This window comes from Marinobacter sp., from assembly GCF_052094685.1.
Taxonomy (GTDB): Bacteria; Pseudomonadota; Gammaproteobacteria; order Pseudomonadales; family Oleiphilaceae; genus Marinobacter.
The window spans coordinates 18,486-40,419 of sequence record NZ_JBQDKB010000023.1 but is presented as its reverse complement, the minus strand read 5'-3'; the positions used below and the strand labels follow the sequence as shown (position 1 = coordinate 40,419).

The following is a 21,934-nucleotide window of genomic DNA, read 5'->3' as shown; positions in this document are numbered from 1 at the left end:
GTACCGCCCAACTGGTTAAAAATTAAGTAGTGCCAACTATCCTGCCAGAGGGGGACACTCTGAGGTAAGCAATGACCAGCCAAACACAAGCCACTCAAACTGAAGACGCAAGCGGCGGCATGGATCTGTTCGGGAAATACCTGTCGGTTTGGGTAGCCCTCGCTATCATTGCAGGTTTGGCTTTGGGCGAGCTTGCTCCCGCAATACCAGAAGCACTGTCCCGCTTCGAATACGCCCAGGTATCTATCCCCATTGCCATTTTGATCTGGGCGATGATTTTCCCGATGATGGCGCAAATCGATTTCAGCGCCGTTGTGGGCGTGCGCAAGGAACCTAAAGGCCTGGCCATCACAACCATCGTGAACTGGCTAATCAAGCCCTTCACCATGTTTGCCATCGCTTGGTTCTTTCTAATGGTGGTGTTCGAGCCGTTTATTGCCCCGCAACTGGCCAGTGAATATCTGGCCGGCGCCATTTTGCTGGGCGCGGCTCCCTGCACTGCCATGGTGTTTGTGTGGAGCTACCTGACCAAAGGCGATGCCGCTTACACGCTGGTGCAGGTATCCCTGAACGACATCATTATGTTGTTTGCCTTCGCGCCCATTGTGGTGTTTCTGCTGGGCATTTCCGACATTCAGGTGCCCTGGGACACCGTGATTCTGTCGGTGGTGCTGTACATCGTGATCCCACTGGCTGCAGGCTACGTCACCCGCCGAACCTTGATCGCCCGACGCGGCGAGCAGTGGTACGACGAGGTGTTCATGAAGCGGCTAGGGCCGGTTACGCCAGCGGCGCTGATTGCCACCCTTGTATTGCTGTTCGCCTTTCAGGGTGAAGTCATCCTGGAAAATCCGCTGCACATAGTGCTGATTGCCGTGCCACTGATCATCCAGACCGTGCTGATTTTCTTCATCGCCTACGGCTGGGCCAGATTGTGGAAGGTTCGCCACTGCATCGCGGCTCCCGGCGCCATGATAGGTGCCAGCAATTTCTTCGAGCTGGCCGTTGCAGCCGCCATCGCCCTCTTTGGCCTGCAGTCCGGGGCTGCTTTGGCTACGGTGGTGGGCGTACTGGTGGAAGTGCCGTTAATGCTGATGCTGGTGCGCATTGCCAACAACAGTCGGGACAAATTCCCGACCTGACAGCCCCGAATAACCCGGGCGCAGGTTAGATACCACGCCTGGGTATACATCTGTTCAGTTAATCACCACCCTGCTAATATCGCGCCCAGTTTTTTATTGACGCACCCACTTCCAATGGAACCTTCAGAATGGACTTTCTCCAGGCTCTTTACCTTGGTCTTCTTCAGGGACTGACCGAATTCCTGCCCATTTCCAGCTCGGCTCACCTTATCCTGATTCCGGCGTTTTTTGACTGGGTAGACCAGGGCGTAGCCTTCGACCTTGCTTTGCACGTAGGCACCCTGCTAGCGGTAGTGTTCTACTTTCGCGACGATGTATTCAGCATTGCCCGAGACGGACTTGTTTCCATGGGCCGGCGCCGTGTGGTTGGCCAGGGCGCACTGGCGCTATATATGGTGATAGGCACCATTCCAGCCGGCCTCGCGGGTTTGGCACTGCTGGACATGATTGATAATGAACTGCGCGCCGTGGAAATCATCTTTGCCACAACCATCATTTTCGGCCTATTGCTGGGCGTGGCAGACTGGATACCCAAGCGCCAGCGCACCATGGACAGCCTTAACTGGAAAGATGCTTTGCTGGTGGGTATCGCTCAGGCGATTGCATTGGTTCCCGGCACCTCACGTTCTGGCATTACCATCACCGCCGGTTTGTTCCTGGGCATGAGCCGGGAAACCGCTTCTCGCTTCTCTTTCCTGCTGGCCATCCCCATCACGGCGCTGGCCTCGGCGGTTAAGCTTCTGGAAGTTGCGACTGCGGATTTCGTCGTTGATTGGGCTGCATTCCTGGTTGGCGGTGTAACGTCCTTTGTGGTCGCCATTATTGCGATCCACTTCTTCCTGAAAGGGCTGAGCAAGGTGGGGATGTGGCCGTATGTTATTTACAGGCTTATTCTGGCGGGGGTTATTTACGCAGTATTGATGTGAGCGTGGAAAAGCCCCAATACGAGAGGGCCAGACTCAAACACAAGTGGTCTCCATAGCCCTTATAGAAGTTAGGACAACCTGCTGCATGGACGCCTCCAAATAAAAATCTTCGGGATGATGTTCCTCAAGCGACTTTTCGGTGCGCTTGATGGAACACATAATGTGGCCAGAGTGTTCTTAAAGCGGGATTGATAGCCACCACCCAACCCACGGCTTATCAGCTTACCCAATTTCTCATTGTTGATACTCACACCACTATTCCACCACCCAAACCCGCTCCAGTGTCAGTTTTTCCGGATCAAACTGATACACGCTGATCCCGCCCGTTGATTGATGCCCCATCGCCAGAATGCCCGATTCCGGTGAAGTGGCGATGGCGGTATTACGCGCGTAGTTGCTGCCGTAAGTAACCAGTCTGGGTGATTCGCCCAAATCAAAGTACTTCACGGGCCAGGGGCTGCCGGTTTTATAAAGGGCTGCCATGTGGCTGTTGTTGCCGAAGCGGAGGTAGTATTCGCTGTTGTGGATGAAGGCGACGGCGATGGTGAAATTGTTGAGGCCGGCGGGCGCATCGATGAGTTCGCTTTCGTCCCAGTTTCGGGGGTCGCCTGTTTCAAAAGGCGAATCGTCAAGATAAATCCCACTGTGATATCCCGCTAACCGGTGCCGGATTTCCGGCTTGTTCGTATTCCAGAACAAACCGATTCCATTTTCATCGGCACTGACTATCCATTGCCCGTCTGGGCTTATAGTGGCGTGGGTTTTGGAAGAGTTGCCGCGGAGTTTTGCAACGGGTTTTTTTGTTTCAGCATCCCAAAGTGTCACACCACCATATTTTGAAAACCGTTGGCTGCTATTCAGTGGTGAATGCTCTGAAATTGCTGAGTGGTCATCATCGAACCCAGCTGTTACAAAGAAAGTGGTGTCTAGGTCTAGGGATAGGTTGAGGAGCTTGCCGGCTCCAATAAAGCTGGGGACGACACCGTCTTTGAGAACAGGGCGTTTCGTGTCTCCATAGCCAGAAAATACATTCCAGTACTCATCAGATGACAAATAGGTCCCAAAATCGCTACTGATAACGTGGCCATAGGTCGGAAAGTGTTGGAATTGTTTCCGAAGCTCTCCGTCAACTGTTTGTGCAGTAACGGTATTGTCTGTGTCCTGCCACAAAAAAACGTTTTGGTCTGGCACAAAATACGCGCTATAAAGGTTGGCTTCACCAGAAAGTTTGTCCCACTGTTTTTCTTGCAGGTCCCAGAGAATGAGCTTGTTGTCTCTGTGGGCACTGACGATATAGCGGCCAGACTGTGATACACCCATGGACATAACCGGCCCAGCCCAGACTCCCAAGAGGTTGGAGTTTAGCAAGATGCCAATAAGCGCAATGGCACCAAGCACCGTGCCTGCCCAGCGTATCTTTTTAGCGTTAGTAACGACCAAAACCGCCTCCTTCATTCACGACACGACGCATAATTGCTGCATCGTATGAGCGATTGAACACTTCCTCGCTTGGAATTCGCATCCCCGAGTGGCTAAAAAGCCATCTGCTTTGATCTGTAGCCAACCACGATTCGTCAAAAAGCTTATTTTCTATAAAACGATCTCGAAACACCCCGGCCCGTTCGCCAGTCACTTCCTCAAACCCCACATACCCCAGCGCAGGCCGCGGCGATTGCTCCGGCATCCAATCATTCACCGCAAGCCTTTTTAAACGCAAAACATAATCCTTGGCCACCTGCGGGCTTACGCTGGCCCGGTGGTTCAGAGGTGCCAGCAGGGTATATTCTGGAGGTCGCTCACCGTTGCGCAGGCAATTTATACAGGGCTGCCATAAAGCGTCTGCTTCGGCAAGAATGTCTTTTTCCAACCTGTCCCAATTTGCTTTGACGGTTCGTTTGAGTGCTTCGGGTACATACGAAGACAGTTGAGGGTAGGTTGTCATCTGTGCTTTAAATGTTAGCGGCAAGTAGTCTGTGTAAAGCGTTTCGATGGCGGGTCCGAAACCGTTATCCAGAAAGCTCGGGAAGGTCCACCATTTTTTATCATAAGCTCCCCGAAAGTAACTGAGCACATCGTCCTTGGCGTCTTCTGCGTTTGCGAGGTTCCAGGCGGCCGTTGCGATAAGAGCCGCCGGAGAAGAGCGCAACAAAGCATCCTGCCACCATGCACTATCTTCATCTTCCCCGGCCCCAAGAATGCCGTCGCCACGGGAGTGTAATACCACAATTTTGCGGGTCGCGCTGTGGGCCGAAGGAAACACACCCAGCCCCAGAGGGTGTACGTCACGGCTGCTATCATTGGTCAATGCGTTGTCTGCAACGGCGGGCTGCCAGAGAAACAGATGGTCGATCAGATTGCTCTTCCCGATAGTTCCCAAAATATTCAAGGCGGTGAGCGTAACGCGGGCACCGAGAGAGTGGGAGATCAGGTTGATGGAAATACCGGCATCTGCCAACTGCTGCAGTAGTGGAACCAACCGTCGCCCTGCTGTCATGGCGTTCAGCTCTGCCTGCATGAAATCGGTGGCGCCGGTATTCCCCGGCCAGGAAATGTTGATGATGCGGCTGTAGGGCATCCAGTCCTGGCCATCAAAACCCGCTGCGCGGTTCAACTGGTGCTCCATGTGAGTCGCCCAGTTGTGGGCGCCAGTGCCATTGAGCTGATCGTCTTTTAGTGGGGTGGCGCTGTAGCCCGATAGTGCTTCTGCATCCTGCCACACGGTGGATTTGTTCGGATGCCAGGCGTTGGTGGGTGCTGGCCCATGGCCACCATATCTTTTTTGGCTATCTTTGCGGTTCAGAAATTGCCCCCATTCGCCATGGGGCACGTTGTAGCCATGTATGTAGATGAGTGCGTTGTTGCCGTTTGCTTGGAAGTAATCCAGCTGTTCGTCTGTTAGCTGGTCTTCAGAGGCGGGCGTTGTTTCACGCAGGTTGATGATTACCGGTGGCGGCAGGTGTACCGCTTTTGCTTTGCGTTCACCCTGAATAACCGTGAGGTCTACGCCTTCGTCGAGGTGCTTGCCGGGCGTAAAACGGCGTTGCTCGCTTACGGTGTCGAACCCGATCAAATGCTCCCCCTCTGGCTCCTCAGGCCAATACCATTGGGCGCTGCCTGTCACGAGCTTGGTGAAGCGGGCTTCTGCATTGTCTGGCGTATGTTCTGTGCCATCCCGCAGCTCTGCAGTGACGACCTTACCGCTCTCATCCTTGATTTTACCGGCATTGATAAACGCCCTCGGTCGCCTGAGAGTGTCGGAGCGGCGTAAAAGCACGTTTGCGGTTTCGTGCTTACAAACCGGCGCACCGTGGGCTCCCAGAGGCGCTGAGCTGGGTGAGAAGGGCAGGTTGCTAGTGGGCGTCATTCAGGTTCCCTCCTGTGAATGCGTTAATGCTTCAAGTACTTCCAGTGTGTCTGACCAGTCGGCTCCCTGCCTGGTCTTACGTACCGTCGCGAGTTCATCGTCGCTCAATGCTCTGGTAAAACCCTGAGCTATTAATAACCCGGCGCCTTCTACCAAGCCTTGCTCATTGGGTGTGCCTAGAGTTTCCAGCTGTTGAAACCAGTAGGTGGCAGTTTGGGCCTCTAACTCATTGTTGTCTGCTAAAGCTTTTGCCAATAAATGTCGGCGATGAGCTTCTGCCGATGCTAGGTTTTCCTGAGTCAATTCAAGAGGCTGGGGAGGCTGTTTTTTTAGCTCATCTTGAAGCGCCGAGGGTTGCTCCTTTGTCAGCGTCCAGTTCTCACCCGCGTAACAACCATGAATTGCCGTTAGCGGGCCAAGAATCCGCAAGCGCTGGTGAGGTGATAGCGATGCGCCAAGGCTGCCAAGTGTTGCTGAGTCTGAATAACGAAAGAGGCTGTCACCATTGGGGGTGCGTACGGTGTTCAGGCTTACAAAATGCTCGCGTATTGCTTCCAGCGCCAGTTCTTGGCCTTGCAGTGTTAACGCTTTGCCTTCGATCACCCACCTGTGGAGCCACTCTTCACTTTGGATAGTAGTGGGCTGAATAATCAGTGGGCCATCAAAGGCTTGTTCACGGTATTCCGAATAAATATACGGCAAATCGTAAACGGGTACCGGATCGTGCTCAAACAATAGGCGCAGCACCTCAGGGTGCTTTGCCTGATCAACCAGATACCCGCAGACGTTTTCGCTCGATAGGTCTGCGTGCTGGTAAAACGACCTGGTTGTGTGAGCCGTTTGGCTCAGGGCTGTGGAGTCCGTCATGGCTACCCTCATCTATCCTTAGATGACCAAAAATGCAGAGTGATAGTAGCCGAATGCGGAAACACTGTCATCCGCCCGAGTTTTCAGAACCAACGTTCAGAAGCGGCGCACTAAAAAAGAGGTGGATGAGCTTTGTGATCAGGCTCGCCGGGGCTGCACCTGGCTCAAAACACCTCTACCGCGCAGACTCCTAGCAGGCCTCCAAAGGTGCATAGGCCAACACCAGCCACTTAGCCCCTTCATCAAAATTCACCTGTATCCGCGTGTGATGACCGCTGCCTTCGGCATTCATCACAACACCCTCTCCAAATTTTGGATGCCGAACTCGCTGCCCTAAGTTAAAACCGGACTGCTTTGCAGAATCCTGGCTGAACAGGCCTTCGTTAGGCCGTTCAAGCATCGCCGGGCGGGTTACCGTATTGCGCAACCGCACTTCCTGCAGGCAATCGCTGGGAATTTCTCGCACAAACCGGGAGACCGCGTTAAATTTCTCTTGCCCATACAGCCTGCGAGATTCCGCATAGGTAATAACCAGCTTTTTCATGGCCCGTGTGATGCCTACATAGGCCAGCCGGCGCTCTTCCTCCATGCGCCCCGGCTCTTCCAGAGACATGCTGTGGGGGAATAACCCCTCTTCCACGCCGGCAAGAAACACCAAAGGAAATTCCAGGCCCTTGGCCGAATGTAGGGTCATAAGTTGCACGCTGTCTTCGTGATCTTCCGCCTGGGATTCGCCAGCATCCAGTGCCGCCTGGGCAATAAATTCCGAGAGCGGATCAACACCGTCTTCTACCTCGTAATCGCTCAGTGCGCTAACCAGTTCTTCCAGGTTTTCAACTTTTTGCTGGGCTTTTTCGCCTTTCTCATTGGCGTGGTAGTCCTTCAGGCCACTGGCTTCGATGGTCTGCTTCATCAGGCCTTGAAGTGATGCGTCTTCCACCATAGAAGACAGCTCTTCGATAATGTTGATGAACGACTGCAAGCCAGTTTTCGCTCGGCCTTTCACCTGCCCTGCATCAAGTAACCGTTCAGAGGATTCCCACAGGGAGATGCTTTGCTCGGTTGCGTATTGGCGGATATCGGCCAGGCTTTTTGCCCCAATGCCTCGGGCGGGGAGGTTTACCACTCGCTCGAAAGCGGCGTCGTCCCGGCGATAATGCACCATTCGAAGATAAGCCAGCGCGTTGCGAATTTCCTGTCGGTCGTAGAAGCGCAGGCCGCCATACACACGATATGGAATGCCTTGGCGCATCAACGACTCTTCCAGCACCCGGGATTGGGCATTGGAGCGATATAGAATGGCGGATTCGCTGCGCAGGTTGCCCTCGCTCACCCAGGCAGAGACGCTGTCGGCTATGTAGTTGGCTTCGTCTTGCTCGTTGAAGGCGGCGTACAGGCTAATGGGCTCGCCTTCCACACCGTCGGTCCAAAGCTCTTTGCCTAACCGGCCCTGGTTGTTGGCGATGACTGCGTTTGCAGCTTTCAGAATCAGCTGTGTGGAGCGATAATTCTGCTCTAGCCGCACCAGGCGGGCGTTGGGAAAATCCCGCTGGTATTGCTGGATATTCTCTACTTTTGCACCACGCCAGCCGTAAATGGACTGGTCGTCGTCGCCCACCACGGTTAACGGCACACGGTTACTGGCCAGAACCTGCAGCCAGGCATATTGAACGGTGTTGGTATCCTGAAACTCGTCTACCAGAATATGCTGAAAACGCTGTTGGTAGTGGGCCAGCAGCTGTGGCTTGTGCAGCCATAATTCGTGGGAGCGCAGTAACAGTTCGCCAAAATCCACCAGCCCACTTTGCTGACAAAGCTCTTCGTAACGGCGGTACACCCTCACCATGGTGGAAGTGAAATGATCCCCCGGGTTTTCCTGAATATGGTCGGCCCGCAGGCCCTCATCTTTCTGGCTGCTGATAAACCACTGGGCCTGCCTAGGCGGGAATTGGCTCTCATCAATCTGTGCTTCACGCATGACCCGTTTAACTAGCCGAAGTTGGTCGTCGCTGTCGAGAACCTGAAAGTTTTCCGGCAACCCGGCATCTTTCCAATGGGCTCTTAGCAAGCGGTGGGCAATGCCATGAAAAGTACCAAACCACAGGCCCCGAGCCGGGATATCCATCATCTGCTCGATGCGGTAACGCATTTCCTTGGAGGCTTTGTTAGTAAAGGTGACCGCCAAAACCCCCGTGGGCGGAACCCGGTCCACCTGCATCAGCCAGGCAATCCGGTGTACCAGCACACGGGTTTTGCCGCTCCCGGCGCCGGCCAGAACCAATAAATGATCGTTCTGTGCGGTAACTGCCTCACGCTGGGCGTCATTCAGGGAATCAATAATGTGCGAGACATCCATAGTGAATACTTTCGCTACTGGTTAAATGAACAGGTCGGAAGTATATCAGCCTTGGTCCACCCCTGCTTTCCTGCGCTTAAAAAACAAAGAAGGCGAGCCGTAGCTCGCCTTCTTTGTTCGCCTACCGAGGGATCAGAACCCGCGGGGTATGGTCTGCGCTTCCACAAACTCAAACAGCCCCTCAAGCCCGCCTTCGCGGCCAGTGCCAGAGGCTTTCATGCCCCCAAAAGGCGCTTCTGGCGCAGGCCCGGTGCCGGTATTCCAGCCCACATGGCCAAATCGCAAACCGGCAGTCACTCGTTGAGCACGCTCTACATCTGCCGTGAATACATATGAGGCTAGGCCAAATTCGGTATCGTTACCGGCTTCGATAACTTCTTCTTCGGTACGAAAGCTTGCCATCGGCACCAGCGGCCCAAAGGTTTCTTCTCGGGAGCAGCACATATCCCGTGTTACGCCAGAAATAACCGTTGGCGGGAAGAACAGATGTCCATCGCCCAGATCACCTGGCTGTTTGCCGGCAACCAGCGTGGCGCCTTTGTTCAGAGCATCTTCCAGATGGCGCTTCACCTTATCGAAGCCCGCTTTATTGATCAGCGGCCCAAGGTCGACATCGCCTGCAATGCCATTGCCCACAGTCATTTTATTCACGCGTTCCGCGAGCTTCTCGCCAAAGGCATCCATTACCTTCTCGTGAACAAAGATCCGGTTTGCGCACACACAGGTCTGCCCACTACCACGGAATTTGTTCGCAATTAAATTGTCCGCAGCTGCATCCAGATCCGCATCATCAAACACGATATACGGCGCATTGCCACCCAATTCCAGAGCCAGCTTTTTAATCTGATCGGCAGTATCTACAATCAGCTTGCGACCCACTTCGGTGGAACCAGTAAAGCTCAGCATTGGCACATCTGGGCTCTCACACAGAACCTTGCCAATCACACTGGCCTTACCCATAACCAGATTCACCATGCCAGCAGGCAGGTCCACGTGTTTATCCAGCAGCGCGAATAATGCAATCATGGTCAGTGGTGTTTCACTGGCCGGTTTGATCACCGAAGGGCAACCCGCCGCCAAAGCGGCAGAAAGCTTTTTGGCGATCATACCAATGGGAAAGTTCCAAGGCGTGATTAGCCCGGTAACCCCGACGGGGCGATAGTGCACCGTCCAAGCGCAGTCTTTGGGTTTTTCCGGTAGCGTGTGGGCGTCCAGCGCTTGAATATGTTTGGAGCAATAGTCAAAAAAGCCGGCGGCGTAATCCACCTCACCCTGGGCTTCATTCAATGGCTTGCCGTGCTCAAGGCAGAGAATCCGACCGACTTCGTCCTTGTTCGCCCGAAGAGCATCACGGATATCTTCCAGCCATTTTCTACGGGTTTCGATGCTGTAGGGGCTGGTCAGCCTAAGTGCCGACTTACCTGCATCAACCGCCGCCTTTACCTCGTTTTCCGGCATGGCGGCTACTTGAGCAATCACCTCACCCGTTGCCGGGTTATACACGTCAAAAGTGCTGCCCTGTTCGTTGTCGGTCCAGCGACCGCCGATGTAGCCAGTCAGCGTTTCCAGCAGTGGTGACTCGATCATTTCGGCTCCTACTCAGTCAGTAACGACACCCGGTAAGGTGCACAGTTGCGTCGGTTGAACATGTCTTCCATAGTGGATGCAGAATCTCAACCTGTAAAGCCGATCACCCGGCTTTTGACCATTCTCCATCTGTGCCTATACTCGAAGAATCGGAAATCCAGGAGGTCGGATAATGAAAGCGTTTTTCCATCCCGCACAAGATCAGCACTGTCCGAAAACCTACTTCACTCGGGGCCAGATGCGAGAGCCTCAGGAGGTACCAGATCGCACCAACCAAATGCTGGAAGGTCTGAAGGAAATAGGCATCCCGGTGCTGCAACCAGCTGATCATAATGCAGGGCCTATCTCCAAGGTACACGACTTGGGATACTTACGTTTTCTTCAATCCGCTCACCAACGCTGGGTGAAAATGGACGACTGGGGAGAGGAAGTCATTTCCAACATCTTCGTCCGTTCGCCGAATCACCTCACTGGCATTCTTGCAGAAGCGGCCAGGTACCAGGCTGACGGCAGCAGCCCCATTGGCGAGCACACATGGAATGCGGCTTACTGGTCGGCCCAAAGTGCGCTAGGCGCAGCCGATGCCTTACTTGAAGGCGACCGCACCTCTTATGCTGTATGTCGACCGCCTGGGCACCACGCTCGTAAGGATTCTGCCGGAGGTTTCTGCTATCTCAACAACGCAGCCATCGCTGCCGAGCATATGAAGTCCAAATTTCCACGCTTGGTGATTCTTGATACCGACATGCATCATGGCCAGGGCATCCAAGAGATTTTTTACGATCGCAGTGATGTGCTTTATATCTCCATCCACGGCGACCCCACCAACTTCTACCCGGTGGTTAGCGGGTTTGAGAATGAGCGAGGCGAAGGCGAGGGTTACGGCCATAACATCAACTTGCCAATGCCTCACGGCTCGACCGAAGATGTCTTTTTCGAGAAATTGGACGAGGCCATGGCAGCCATTAGGCTGTTTCAGCCAGATGCACTGATCCTGACCCTGGGCTTTGATATTTACAAAGATGATCCCCAAGCCAAGGTTTCTGTGTCTTCAGAAGGGTTCTGCCGGCTCAGCTCGCGCATTCGCGAGCTCCATCTGCCAACATTGGTGGTTCAGGAAGGCGGTTACGATCTGGATACCCTGAGCGAAAACGTACAACAGTTTTTCAAGGGCATGACCGGTTAAACTACAAACTATGAGGCGGGCGCGTAAACCTTGATATTTTCATGCCCCTCAGCCTTCAGATGTACAGCGTGCATGCGGCTCATGGTGCCTTTATCACAGTACAGTAGGTACTGGCGGTTGGCGGGAAGCTCTGAAACCTTCCGGTTCAGTTCGTAAAACGGAATGCTCAGGATCTCGTTGCCAGTCAGCTGCAACGGTGACTGCTCACCCTCGGAAGGGTGGCGAACGTCAATAATAACGTCCGTCACGGCGGGCGTTACGACCAGTTCAACATCTTCTGGCGTAACTTTGCTGTCCAGAAGCTCGCTGACTTTTGCTTCCTCGCGGGCTTCAATGGCACGGATCAGTACCTGGGGGTCCATTTCAGCTTCATCTGCCTCCACCCGGCTCAACTTTGCGCGAGTTGCTGGCTTCTGGGATATCACTCCGCAGTATTCAGGCATGGTTCGAGCATAGGGCTCTGTGCCAATCTCCCGGGCAATGGCGATGATGGTTTCCTTGTCCATAGCAATCAGCGGGCGCAGAACCACTTCATCACTGGCTCGATCAACCACGTTCAGATTGGTCAAAGTCTGGCTAGACACCTGGGCTACCGCATCACCCGTAACCAGGCCAGAAACGTTGTTTTTGCGCGCAATCTCGCTGGCCGCTTTAAGCATCTGGCGCTTTAGCACCACGCCCCAGTGTCGGTGACCAACCGACGCCATAATTTCTTCCAGCACGCCGTCAAAAGGCACGGAGATAAACTTGGCACCATGGGACGCTCCGTAGCGATCCCACAGGTAGTGAACCACTTGGCGTACACCCACCTCATGGGCCACACCACCAAGGTTAAAAAACAGGAAGTGGCTGCGCAGGCCTCGGCGCAGCATTAGGTAAGCTGCCACCGACGAGTCATACCCTCCCGATATCAACGTCATAACATTCTCGGCGCTGCCCAGAGGAAAACCACCTAATCCCCGGTGCTTGCAACTGGCTATGTGAAACTGGTCATCCTGCACCTCAATGCGCACTTCTACCTGAGGTGATCGCAGATTCACGCTGGCACCCGAGGCCGCCATCATCAATTCGCCGCCCACTTCACGCTCAAGATCGAGAGAGCGAAAATCATGCGACCCAAAACGCTTGGCACGAACCGCAAAGCTCTTCCCATCCAGGCGCCCGGAGAATGCAGCCACGGTTTTCTTTGCAACATCCTCAAGGCTAATCAGTGGAAATACAGAAATTTCCTGAATCGTAGAAATACCGGGGATTCGCATCAGTGCGTCGACCACTGGGCCAGACAGGCCTCTACCATCGGGAACATCGACATCTACTCTGTCCCAGCTGCCCTCTACCAGGATATCCGAATCGATCTGCATCAGCAGTTTACGAACATTCTGGCGCAGATGGCGCATCTGCTGACGACGAACAGGCTTGCTTTTTATAGCGACTTCCGAGGCAGGACGAATAAGCAGTTTCATAAATTGGTATTTTGTCGGGTGGTGTATGTTAGGAAAAGCGCATAGTCTAACGTTTTGCAGCCATGCTTCAAAATAGAGTATTACCGCAACACTCAGGAGTTTTGCCGTACATGAACAAACCCACCATCAACGCCCTTGTCTCGCCCGAGGGCAGCCTGGAAATACTGTCCAACCACGAAGTCAATTTGCTCAAAGACCGCAGCGAAGGTGGCTTATACCGCTTATTCAGACAATGTGCGCTAGCCGTTCTGAATACCGGGGTCGTGACCGATGACTGCCAAAATTTGATGGAGGCCCACGGGGATTTTGATATACGCCTGATTCCCCAGCCCAGAGGCTTGAAACTGGAGCTAATTAACGCGCCGGCACACGCCTTTGTGGACGACGAAATGCTCCGGGCTATTCGTGAGCACCTGTTTTCAGTGCTGCGGGATATTGTTTACACCCACTCTTCGCCGCAATTTGCTCGCATACTCAAAGGTGATGAGCCAGACGATCTCACCAACATGGTGTTTCATATTCTGCGCAATGCCCGAGCTCTTCAAGCCGGGCGCCAGCCTGATCTGATCGTGTGCTGGGGCGGGCATTCCATCAGTGATAAGGAATACCAATACAGCAAAGAAGTTGGCCACCAACTAGGCCTGCGTGAGCTAAGCATCTGCACCGGCTGCGGCCCTGGCGCCATGAAAGGACCAATGAAAGGCGCAACCATCGGCCACGCAAAGCAGCGTGTAAAGAATGGCCGCTACATTGGCATTACCGAGCCAGGCATTATCGGTGCAGAAGCGCCCAACCCCATCGTGAATGAGCTGGTGATTCTGCCGGATATCGAGAAGCGCCTGGAAGCCTTTGTACGCTGCGGCCATGGCGTTATCGTTTTCCCCGGCGGCGTTGGCACCGCTGAAGAAATCCTCTATCTGTTGGGTATTCTTCTGCATCCAGACAACGCCGACCTGCCCTTCCCGGTGGTGTTCACCGGCCGGCCGGAAAATGCCGAATATTTTGAGATGATCGATAAGTTCATCCGCAATGCCCTGGGAAACGAAGCTGCCAGCAAGTACGACATCATCATTGACGACCCAGTTCGAGTGGCCCAGACCATGAAAATCGGCATGAAAGATGTCGGGACCTTCCGCCGTGCGATGCAGGATGCCTACTACTTCAACTGGACGCTGAAAATTGACCCGGTGTTCCAGCTACCTTTCGAGCCCGACCACGAGAACATGCTTGCTTTGCAGCTGCACCGCGATCAACCCGTGCACTTGATTGCTGCCAACCTGAGAAAAGCATTCAGTGGCATTGTGGCTGGGAACGTAAAGGAAGGAGGTATTCGAAAAGTTCAAGAGAAAGGGCCCTTTGAGATTGCTGGGGATCCGTCCCTGATCGAGCCTCTGGAGGCTATGCTGGAGCAGTTCGTCGCTCAAAATCGAATGAAATTGCCGGGCACATCAGCCTACCGCCCTAGCTACCGTATCATCGGCGCAACAGCTTAAGCTGTTGCGCCGATGCGCGTCGCTTACTTGCCGCCGGCTGGCAGGCTTGCAAAATAAGCTGCCAGGTTGGCGATGTCATCATCGCTCAGGGCCGCGGCCTGGCCTTGCATGATGGCCGCTTGGCCGCCATTGCGCTGCTTGTTTTTGTAGGCTTTCAAAGAAGCGGCCAAGTACTGTTCGTGCTGACCAGCCAGGTTCGGATACATCGGAATCTGGGCAATGCCATTCTGGCCGTGGCAAGCAGCACAAACGGCGGCTTTTGCCTTGCCTGCAGCTGCATCACCAGCGGCAGAAGCTACCGCAGGAACGGCAGCGCCAAGTGCAAAAAGTCCTGCAACGGCATAGTGTTTAAGATTCATTGTGATTAACCTCTCATCATCGTTTTAAGTTTTACGAACCGGTATTCTAAAGCGAATGGTAACTGGCTGAAACTTATAGCACAGCCGTGCCACAGCGCAAATGCCATAGATCAAGGCGCTCATCTCGAGGTTCGTCTTCTTTAACTTTCATCGGGTTAAAGAGACCGTACGAGCAAAGCTCATACCCCAGATTATCTTTACCGTCCGGAGACACTATTAATGTCTGTAGAGGTTCAGGAACTACCCTGTCGCGAAGGTCATATAGGCGTATTAACCCTAAATACCCCCGCCACGCTGAACGCGCTCTCTGAAGAAATGATCGTCACTATCAAGGATAGCCTGGCGCGCTGGGGCGCAGATGAGCGCATCTGCGTGGTGCTGATACGCGGCGCAGGAAACAAGGGATTTTGCGCCGGTGGAGACATCCGGGATTTGTACCTGTCATTAACGGGGGCTGAAAATCCCGAAGCAGCTTTCAGTGTGTTTCGGCACGAGTACGAATTGGATTATACCCTGCACAAGTACCCCAAGCCCGTTGTAGGCATCGGGCACGGCATCATTATGGGCGGCGGCCTGGGCCTGTTTTCTGCCTGCCGCTACCGGCTGCTAACCCCAGACGCCGCACTGGCCATGCCAGAAATGTCTATTGGCCTGTTCCCGGATGTTGGCGCAAGTTGGTTTCTGAATCGGTTGCCTGGACGCCTTGGGCTTTTTATGGCGCTGACCGGCGCCCGCCTGAATGTGACTGACGCGTTGCGGGTGGGGCTGGCAGACATGGTCTTACCAACGAACGATCAACAAGGCCTTTTGGCACAACTTCAGAACGAACGCTGGAGCGGCCACAGAGCAGCCGATGACAACCGGCTGTTCCACTTGCTAAGCCAACTTGAGGTTCCAGATTACCGCGCGTTGCCCGCCAGCCACCTGGAGTTGCACGAACGGGATATTGCCAGGCTGTGCGCAGGCTCAAGCTTGCCGGAGATCGTCGATCAGCTGCAGGCATCTCCCAAAGACAGCGAATGGTGGCAGACCTGCATGAAAACGCTAAAAGGGGGCTGCCCGGTATCAGCCTGGCTGATCTGGAACCAGCTCAGAAAAGCCCAGCAAATGTCGCTGAAAGACGTCTTCCGGATGGAGCTGGCAATGGTTTGGGAGTGCCTGCGCCGGCCCGATCTGACGGAGGGCATACGGGCACGACTGATTGATCGGGATCAGAACCCACTATGGTCTTTCTCGCGTCTGGAAGAGGTACCCGAGGCGATTATCGAGGCCCACTTTTTGCCCGTGTGGAACGATCAGACAGATCCCATGCAGCTGGAATAGCACAGAGCAGACCAACATTGTTTAAAGTTCAGCCCCGGCCTGTACCAGCAGCATCTCTAAATCCGAATGATTGCTGGCCCGGGCCACATCCAGCGCGGTAGCGCCATTCTCTGCGCGAAAGTTTACATCGGCACCGGCAGCCAGCAGCATTTCCGCCGTGAGCAGGTCGCCACTGGAGGCCACTTTCATAAGCAGAGACTCTCCACCCTGGCTAACATTCACGTTTGCCCCAGCCGTCAGCAACACCTTTACCACCGACAACTGCCCCCGCTCAGCCGCACGCATTACCGGCGTATAACCCTGAAAATCCGTGGCATTCACCCGAGCGCCACCCGACAGAAGCAGGCGCACAAGCTGGCGATCACCCTGCTCAGATGCCGTCATTAGGGGTGTAACCTGATCACTCCGGGCAAGATCTGGGCTAGCTCCTTGGCTTAGCAGATACCAGGCGATACGGTCAGCTTTCGCGCGAACAGCTGCCATCAGAGGCGTGCCGTTTTCAGTCAGGGTATTCAGGGGTGCGCCCGACTCTGCCAGGTTGCTGACAGCCGCAAAGTCTCCCCCGGCAGCCGCCCGATACAAAGCGGAGCCAGACGCATTTTCACCCAGGTGATCCAGATTAGCTGGGGCTATTCTGGACGCGCAGCCAGTAAAAACCGCAGATGCGGAAGCAAGTAGCAGAATAGATAGCAGGATCGAATACGATGAGATGCCGATTCCCTTGGCCATAACGAACAGTCTCTGTCAGATAATTGGAGCCTATTCTGGGCAGGTGACCATCATAATTAAATCGAGCGAGTCACAACTCCGGCCCGTTTAGCAGAAGTTCACGGACTAAGGTGCGCAAACGGTTCTCGCCATCACGCTGGCCCGAACACAACCCTTCCCTTTGCAGCTCAGGCCAGCTCCACCCCTGCAATACCGACCGGTACCAGAGGCTCGCCTCTGCGCGGGAACGAAGCCAATGAGCAACCCCCGGGGCCAAGCTCAAATCCCGCAATACCGGCACCATAAGTTGGAAACCCCGGTAGCCGTCACCGAAGTTCTGCAGATCCCGGATATCCGCTGCACTCGGCCGGCGCTCTGATAACCTGCATTTCGATGATAAATCGGTTGTGATAGCCGCCAACAGCTCTGGCTCCAACTCTTTCCAGTTCAATGGTACTAGCGTCAGCCAGTGCCGAGCCAAGCGCGCGCGCACCCGTTTAACCAAAGACACCCCGTCAACACTCTGGGCATAAATCATCTGCACCGGATACTCCCCGCTGGTAGCCTCCTGTTGCAGCCCGATACGCACAAACTCCAGCCCGCATGAAGCCCAGAATGCATAAAGATCGGCACTGCCGCCAAAACTGGTGCCAGTAAAGTCCAGCCCTTCGTGTTCCACTCCGGCAGCCGCTGCCGCAACCAGGCTTCGCCCGATACCAAGCCGCCGGGACGGCGCACTTACCGCAATGCGAATAATCCGCAAACCGCGCTGGCTGGCCGCTTCCGGGAAGCCACTGTGGCTGGCCAGAGACTGGGGCAAAAGATGCCCGCGAACCCGGCGCTTGCCGCTGGCCACATGCTGTGCCAGGTCGTTACTCAGCCCGCCTTCCACGGCACCCCAAAGCACACCCACGGTTTTGCCGTTTATAATGGCCCGCCAGCTTCTGGCTGCGGGGTCGTCCATCCATTGTCGAAGGTCTGCAGGCGTGGTTCGGTAATGGGCATCTACCAGCAGGCTGAATGCATCAGCAAGTTCTGCCTCAGAAGCTAAGGCAGGCTCCCAAGGCTCAATGGTCATCTCGCCAGGAGCCGCTTCGAACGCACCTTCCGGATTATGATCCGCAGCGAGCAGAAACAACTCGGAGATTAAAGGCTCCAGAGGGTCTCCCCCGGACCAGCGCACCGGCTGAGAAAGGGTTTGTGCCTGCCATTGTGGCGTTTTCTCGTCGAGAATCCGGCGAAAACGGATGGCAAAGCCACGCCCGGCACCTTCGTAACCATGGACCGTAGAGGCAAACGCCACTCGCGGCCAACCCAGAAGCACGCGCTTCAGCAGAGAAATCGGAATAGCCGCTGCTTCATCTACCATAATCACTTCAGCTTCCGGTTTTGCACGGAGCATATCCCGAATGGGCAGAAAACACAGCAAAGCACCGGAGACTGTTTCTATTCGGTCGTCACCCGTGTCCACTACCTCACTACCAAGGCTATCGCGAGCGTGGGCGAACAAAGCGTTCACATTATCTCGTGAAGGCGCCGTCACCAGAATCTGCCGGCGCCCTTGTTGCAACAATTGTGCGGCAGCCATGCCCAGTGCAGCAGATTTTCCCCGCCCCCGATCTGCTGTGACCACCATCGGCCGGCGCCGGCGCCCAAGCCCGAAGGCCACCAGTTTTTGGATCAAACCCTGCTGATCAGAGGTTGTGGTAACTGTAAATTCAGAGTTTGGTTTAGGCAGATCTGGAAGGGCTATCGCGCTTGAGGAACCAAGCTTCACCCGGATCACCGAGGGATCTGCCGCCAGAATGCCCGCCATGCGCTCTGCAAAAGCATGAGGCTGATCATGGTCCAGCCCGGTTCTCGCATAGTCCGGATCGGCAAAACACCCCCACTCATCCAGCGACGGCATTAACCAGAACAACAACCCGCCCGCCTTCAGCGTGCCTGAAAGCGCTGCAAAAGCGTCCGGCGGATTACCTTGCCAACCGTCCCATGCAATCAGCGATGTTTCGCGGCCAAGCCATTGGCGCGCCTTCGCCGGTTCAATACTGGTCAGGCGATCATCGGGTGCATCACTTGCAGCCCCAACCCAGAGCCCACTTCCCCATTCGACACCCGAAAGCAGAGCCCGTAACCACTGCTTGGAGAGGTCAGAACCACCCTCCAACAATACCAACCGGCGCTCCCCCGTGTTCGCAAGACCGGCCTGTAACGAGCGCCAGGCAGCGGCGTCTGGCTCGGGCAATACGGCTCCCGACATCATTAACTAAGATCTACGCCATGGGATTTCAGGTTTTCGAGGCTGCAGTGCTCCAACGCTCCCTGATGGGTTGCCAACAACCGCACTCTTGGCGCGCTGCCGGCTTCAAAGGCCTCGTGCCAGCGAGCCGCACAAAGGCACCAGCCGTCTCCGGCTTTTAAGCCTGGAAACCCAAAAGCAGGCACAGGCGTACTCAAATCATTGCCCCGAGCCTTAGAGAACTCCAAAAACTTATCCGTCATCACCACGCAAACAGTATGCGAGCCATGGTCATCTGGCCCAGTATTGCAGCAGCCGTCGCGATAAAAGCCGGTTTCAGGATCGGTGCCGCAAAGTTCCAGCTTTTCGCCCAGCACATTAATAGATTCTTCAATTTGCATATTGATTTCCTCTGCCTCGTCGCTCTCCAACTAATGAAGTGGATTCGCTAAGTTAATCAATCATATTAACGGTACAGGTACCCGCGCTACCAGTTGGCCCGTACAATAACATCTATGCCAACCAATACTTTCGAATCCCCCGCCCTGGATCTGCCTGATTTTCTCACCAACGAGCAGCGGGCCATTATTACCGCCGGCTACGAGCATTCGGTGATCACCGCCGTGGCCGGCAGCGGCAAAACCTCCACGCTCGCCTGGCGTATCCGCTATCTGCTACAACAGGGTCATGACCCTGCCCGCATAGCAGTGCTTATGTTTAACCGCAGTGCTCGGGTGGATTTTGAGCGCAAGCTGCAGGAGGTGTGCCATCAAAGTGGGTTGGCGTTGCCGGAGATTCGCACGTATCACGCCATGGGGCTGCGGCTGTATAAGCGGTTTGTGCGCGAAGGCTACCTGCCGAATTTCTCCGCGAAGATTCTGACCGAGCAGGAGATCAGCTTTCAGGCCTGGCTGCTAACTCGAAGGCTGGCGCCGGAGGATCTCGCAGATGAGATCCGACGCAACAAGAAGGATTTTGTGGAAACAGCAACCGGATTTATCGATCTGGTAAAAACCACTCTATCCCCTGCCGAGATAGTATTTGAAGAACTGGGTTACTCGGACAAGCACAAGTATCTGATTGATCTGTTTCACAGCTTTGAGCAGTGGCGCAAAGGCCAAAGCCGGATCAGTTTCGCCGACATGCTGTACGAGCCGGTGATGGCCATTCACCAGAATCAGCCTCTGCAACGATTAGTCGGCAACAAGATGGATCTGATTTTGGTGGATGAATATCAAGACACCAATGAGATTCAGCATTTGCTGCTGCGTTATGTTGCTGGAGACCGCGCCCGGGTAACGGTGGTAGGTGATCCAGACCAGACTATTTATGAATTTCGGGGAGCTAAGCCGGAGTTTATTCTCAAGCGTTTCAGCGATGAGTTCGAAAGCCCGTTGGAACAGACCCTGAGTTACACCTTTCGCTATGGTCACCGCGTGGCGCTGCTGGCTAATCATCTAATCTGCCACAACACTGGTCGCAAGGATGTACTTTGCCACTCCCATCCATCCACACCGAACACGGAGATTACTCTGCACCAGGCTGAAAGCGATGCAGACGCCGTTCTGCAGATCCTCGGGCAAGAATCGAACGTCACTCTGGCAAATACAGCGATCCTGTTCCGAGTTTGGAGCCAAAGTGTACAAATTGAGCTCAAACTGCTGGCACAACACATCCCTTACCGGATTGATGCCGGCAAAGGCGCACTGTTCAGCCGCGAGGTGCGGGCCATTACGGCTGTGTTAATGGTGGCGACCGGTAGGCTGGAAAACCTGCCAGATGAAGACCGCCTGGAGCTCGCCCAGCAGCTTCTGCGCTTCCCCCACGCGGGCCTAAAGGAACCAGAACTAGAGCAACTGGCAAGATTTTTGTCAGGGTTTGCCCACGGCTGGCATGAACGTTTGCTAGCACTGGATTTTGGCGCTCTGGCACCCATGGCTGCGCGCAAACTGCGTAAACTTGGAGAGGTTCTAGAACAGTTGCATGGCTATTCTGGCCCAGTTGCCGGGCTGATCAGTGTGTACGCAGAGCACACCGATTTGTATGAAGGTGTGCGCAGCCTGGCGCTGACCCATGACAGCGCGGAGGAACGCATTGATACAATCCACGGGTTCCGCCAGTACTTAAAAGGTTTGAATGTTGATGCCGAGTGCGCATTAGACCATCTCAAGGCGTTGCGGTGGCAAGCCAATGAAAAACAGAATGGCGAGGGGGTTTTGCTCTCCACCATTCACCGCACTAAGGGTTTAGAGTGGCCCCGGGTGATCATCCCGGGGCTGCAAGAAAAGTATCTGCCCCACAGCCCAAGACCCCAGGACGACGTGCGGGCGTTTCTGGAAAGCGAGCGCCGGTTGCTCTACGTCGCCATGACTCGCACCCGGCAAACACTGCACCTGATCAGCCGGCCCATGGGCAAGCAACCCCATATGGATGGCGATCAGGGCCCTAGCCGCTTTGTTGAAGAATGCTGCTTTGAGCTCGCCAGCGAGTTCGGCCGCTGGCTGGATGAACGAACATCAGATACCGGCCCAGAGCTGAAGCTGGAAGCGCCGCTGACACCCGTCAGTTCACGCTATGCAGAGCGAGAAGGCGTTACGCTCGAAGGCGAGATACAAATACATGACAGCACCGCCTCCCCCTTGTGGCATCAACCACGCCTCAATCACGCTATTTTTGGCGCGGGCGCGGTGGTCTCAGAAGACGAAAGCTCATTTGAGGTTCATTTCAATAGCGGCGAAAAAATGAACTTCAGCAAAAAAAGCGCGCACCTCTACTTCAGTGTTCCACCTTCATAAGGCAGCGGTCGGTGCTGTACATTCAACAAAAATGATTACATTTTCTAATGTAACTTTAATCTGTAATATTTTGTTTTTTGTAATCCTTTAGCTTAAATTGCGCGTATGTGTGCACTCTGATCACTT

General features: G+C 54.6%; 16 protein-coding genes. 6 read left to right on the top strand and 10 right to left on the bottom strand.

Annotation, left to right across the window (positions count from 1 at the left end):
• The first annotated feature begins 71 nt into the window (after positions 1-71).
• Entirely contained in the window at positions 72-1,142 is a 1,071-nt protein-coding gene (gene arsB / locus ACTH3S_RS07010; protein ID WP_441808301.1) for an ACR3 family arsenite efflux transporter, read from the top strand.
• 128 nt (positions 1,143-1,270) lie between these two features.
• On the top strand, positions 1,271-2,068 hold the full coding sequence (locus ACTH3S_RS07005; protein WP_441808300.1) for an undecaprenyl-diphosphate phosphatase: 798 nt from the start codon (positions 1,271-1,273) through the stop codon (positions 2,066-2,068).
• 255 nt (positions 2,069-2,323) lie between these two features.
• Here ACTH3S_RS07005 and ACTH3S_RS07000 read toward each other — a convergent pair whose 3' ends face one another.
• The 5 genes from ACTH3S_RS07000 to ACTH3S_RS06980 all read right to left on the bottom strand — a co-directional run bounded on the left by ACTH3S_RS07000 (position 2,324) and on the right by ACTH3S_RS06980 (position 10,242).
• On the bottom strand, positions 2,324-3,508 hold the full coding sequence (locus ACTH3S_RS07000; RefSeq protein ID WP_441808299.1) for a WD40 repeat domain-containing protein: 1,185 nt from the start codon (positions 3,506-3,508) through the stop codon (positions 2,324-2,326).
• Complete coding sequence (locus tag ACTH3S_RS06995; protein ID WP_441808298.1) at positions 3,495-5,432, bottom strand: alpha/beta hydrolase; 1,938 nt, start codon at positions 5,430-5,432, stop codon at positions 3,495-3,497. The genes ACTH3S_RS07000 and ACTH3S_RS06995 overlap by 14 nt, the downstream gene beginning before the upstream one ends.
• On the bottom strand, positions 5,433-6,299 hold the full coding sequence (locus ACTH3S_RS06990) for a DUF4123 domain-containing protein (RefSeq protein WP_441808297.1): 867 nt from the start codon (positions 6,297-6,299) through the stop codon (positions 5,433-5,435).
• A gap of 190 nt (positions 6,300-6,489) precedes the next feature.
• Entirely contained in the window at positions 6,490-8,655 is a 2,166-nt protein-coding gene (gene uvrD, locus ACTH3S_RS06985) for a DNA helicase II (RefSeq protein WP_441808296.1), read from the bottom strand.
• Between the two features lie 132 nt (positions 8,656-8,787).
• A complete protein-coding gene (locus ACTH3S_RS06980) occupies positions 8,788-10,242 on the bottom strand; it encodes an NAD-dependent succinate-semialdehyde dehydrogenase (protein ID WP_441808295.1) in 1,455 nt (484 codons plus the stop codon).
• A 172-nt stretch (positions 10,243-10,414) separates the two neighbouring features.
• Between ACTH3S_RS06980 and ACTH3S_RS06975 the strand changes: the two genes are divergently transcribed.
• The gene (locus tag ACTH3S_RS06975; RefSeq protein ID WP_441808294.1) at positions 10,415-11,428 is read left to right on the top strand and encodes a histone deacetylase family protein; all 1,014 of its coding nucleotides are present in this window, start codon (positions 10,415-10,417) and stop codon (positions 11,426-11,428) included.
• An 8-nt stretch (positions 11,429-11,436) separates the two neighbouring features.
• Here ACTH3S_RS06975 and thiI read toward each other — a convergent pair whose 3' ends face one another.
• Positions 11,437-12,891 carry a tRNA uracil 4-sulfurtransferase ThiI gene (gene thiI / locus ACTH3S_RS06970; protein ID WP_441808293.1) on the bottom strand — a complete coding sequence of 485 codons (1,455 nt, stop codon included), beginning with the start codon at positions 12,889-12,891 and terminating at the stop codon, positions 11,437-11,439.
• 110 nt (positions 12,892-13,001) lie between these two features.
• Between thiI and ppnN the strand changes: the two genes are divergently transcribed.
• Positions 13,002-14,384: a nucleotide 5'-monophosphate nucleosidase PpnN gene (gene ppnN, locus ACTH3S_RS06965; RefSeq protein WP_441808292.1), complete on the top strand. Its 1,383-nt coding sequence runs from the start codon at positions 13,002-13,004 to the stop codon at positions 14,382-14,384.
• A gap of 23 nt (positions 14,385-14,407) precedes the next feature.
• Here ppnN and ACTH3S_RS06960 read toward each other — a convergent pair whose 3' ends face one another.
• Complete coding sequence (locus ACTH3S_RS06960; protein ID WP_441808291.1) at positions 14,408-14,743, bottom strand: c-type cytochrome; 336 nt, start codon at positions 14,741-14,743, stop codon at positions 14,408-14,410.
• A 219-nt stretch (positions 14,744-14,962) separates the two neighbouring features.
• Between ACTH3S_RS06960 and ACTH3S_RS06955 the strand changes: the two genes are divergently transcribed.
• Positions 14,963-16,066 carry an enoyl-CoA hydratase/isomerase family protein gene (locus tag ACTH3S_RS06955; RefSeq protein ID WP_441808290.1) on the top strand — a complete coding sequence of 368 codons (1,104 nt, stop codon included), beginning with the start codon at positions 14,963-14,965 and terminating at the stop codon, positions 16,064-16,066.
• Between the two features lie 21 nt (positions 16,067-16,087).
• Here ACTH3S_RS06955 and ACTH3S_RS06950 read toward each other — a convergent pair whose 3' ends face one another.
• The 3 genes from ACTH3S_RS06950 to ACTH3S_RS06940 all read right to left on the bottom strand — a co-directional run bounded on the left by ACTH3S_RS06950 (position 16,088) and on the right by ACTH3S_RS06940 (position 19,414).
• A complete protein-coding gene (locus ACTH3S_RS06950; protein ID WP_441808289.1) occupies positions 16,088-16,795 on the bottom strand; it encodes an ankyrin repeat domain-containing protein in 708 nt (235 codons plus the stop codon).
• Positions 16,796-16,865: 70 nt separating this feature from the next.
• Positions 16,866-19,037, bottom strand: a complete 2,172-nt coding sequence (locus ACTH3S_RS06945) for a tRNA(Met) cytidine acetyltransferase TmcA (protein WP_441808288.1) — start codon at positions 19,035-19,037, stop codon at positions 16,866-16,868.
• Positions 19,037-19,414, bottom strand: a complete 378-nt coding sequence (locus ACTH3S_RS06940) for a DUF2237 family protein (RefSeq protein WP_441808287.1) — start codon at positions 19,412-19,414, stop codon at positions 19,037-19,039. Before ACTH3S_RS06940 ends, ACTH3S_RS06945 begins: the two co-directional genes overlap by 1 nt.
• A gap of 114 nt (positions 19,415-19,528) precedes the next feature.
• On the opposite strand from ACTH3S_RS06940, the gene ACTH3S_RS06935 reads away from it, so the two are divergent.
• Entirely contained in the window at positions 19,529-21,808 is a 2,280-nt protein-coding gene (locus ACTH3S_RS06935; protein WP_441808286.1) for an ATP-dependent helicase, read from the top strand.
• Positions 21,809-21,934 lie beyond the last annotated feature (126 nt).

What these genes read in the sequence shown, in the direction of transcription:
- arsB (WP_441808301.1), top strand. Translation starts at nt 72, where the DNA reads ATGACCAGCCAAACACAAGCCACTCAAACTGAAGACGCAAGCGGCGGC.
- ACTH3S_RS07005 (WP_441808300.1), top strand. Translation starts at nt 1,271, where the DNA reads ATGGACTTTCTCCAGGCTCTTTACCTTGGTCTTCTTCAGGGACTGACC.
- ACTH3S_RS06995 (WP_441808298.1), bottom strand. Translation starts at nt 5,432, where the DNA reads ATGACGCCCACTAGCAACCTGCCCTTCTCACCCAGCTCAGCGCCTCTG.
- ACTH3S_RS06990 (WP_441808297.1), bottom strand. Translation starts at nt 6,299, where the DNA reads ATGACGGACTCCACAGCCCTGAGCCAAACGGCTCACACAACCAGGTCG.
- uvrD (WP_441808296.1), bottom strand. Translation starts at nt 8,655, where the DNA reads ATGGATGTCTCGCACATTATTGATTCCCTGAATGACGCCCAGCGTGAG.
- ACTH3S_RS06980 (WP_441808295.1), bottom strand. Translation starts at nt 10,242, where the DNA reads ATGATCGAGTCACCACTGCTGGAAACGCTGACTGGCTACATCGGCGGT.
- ACTH3S_RS06975 (WP_441808294.1), top strand. Translation starts at nt 10,415, where the DNA reads ATGAAAGCGTTTTTCCATCCCGCACAAGATCAGCACTGTCCGAAAACC.
- thiI (WP_441808293.1), bottom strand. Translation starts at nt 12,891, where the DNA reads ATGAAACTGCTTATTCGTCCTGCCTCGGAAGTCGCTATAAAAAGCAAG.
- ppnN (WP_441808292.1), top strand. Translation starts at nt 13,002, where the DNA reads ATGAACAAACCCACCATCAACGCCCTTGTCTCGCCCGAGGGCAGCCTG.
- ACTH3S_RS06960 (WP_441808291.1), bottom strand. Translation starts at nt 14,743, where the DNA reads ATGAATCTTAAACACTATGCCGTTGCAGGACTTTTTGCACTTGGCGCT.
- ACTH3S_RS06955 (WP_441808290.1), top strand. Translation starts at nt 14,963, where the DNA reads ATGTCTGTAGAGGTTCAGGAACTACCCTGTCGCGAAGGTCATATAGGC.
- ACTH3S_RS06950 (WP_441808289.1), bottom strand. Translation starts at nt 16,795, where the DNA reads ATGGCCAAGGGAATCGGCATCTCATCGTATTCGATCCTGCTATCTATT.
- ACTH3S_RS06945 (WP_441808288.1), bottom strand. Translation starts at nt 19,037, where the DNA reads ATGATGTCGGGAGCCGTATTGCCCGAGCCAGACGCCGCTGCCTGGCGC.
- ACTH3S_RS06940 (WP_441808287.1), bottom strand. Translation starts at nt 19,414, where the DNA reads ATGCAAATTGAAGAATCTATTAATGTGCTGGGCGAAAAGCTGGAACTT.
- ACTH3S_RS06935 (WP_441808286.1), top strand. Translation starts at nt 19,529, where the DNA reads ATGCCAACCAATACTTTCGAATCCCCCGCCCTGGATCTGCCTGATTTT.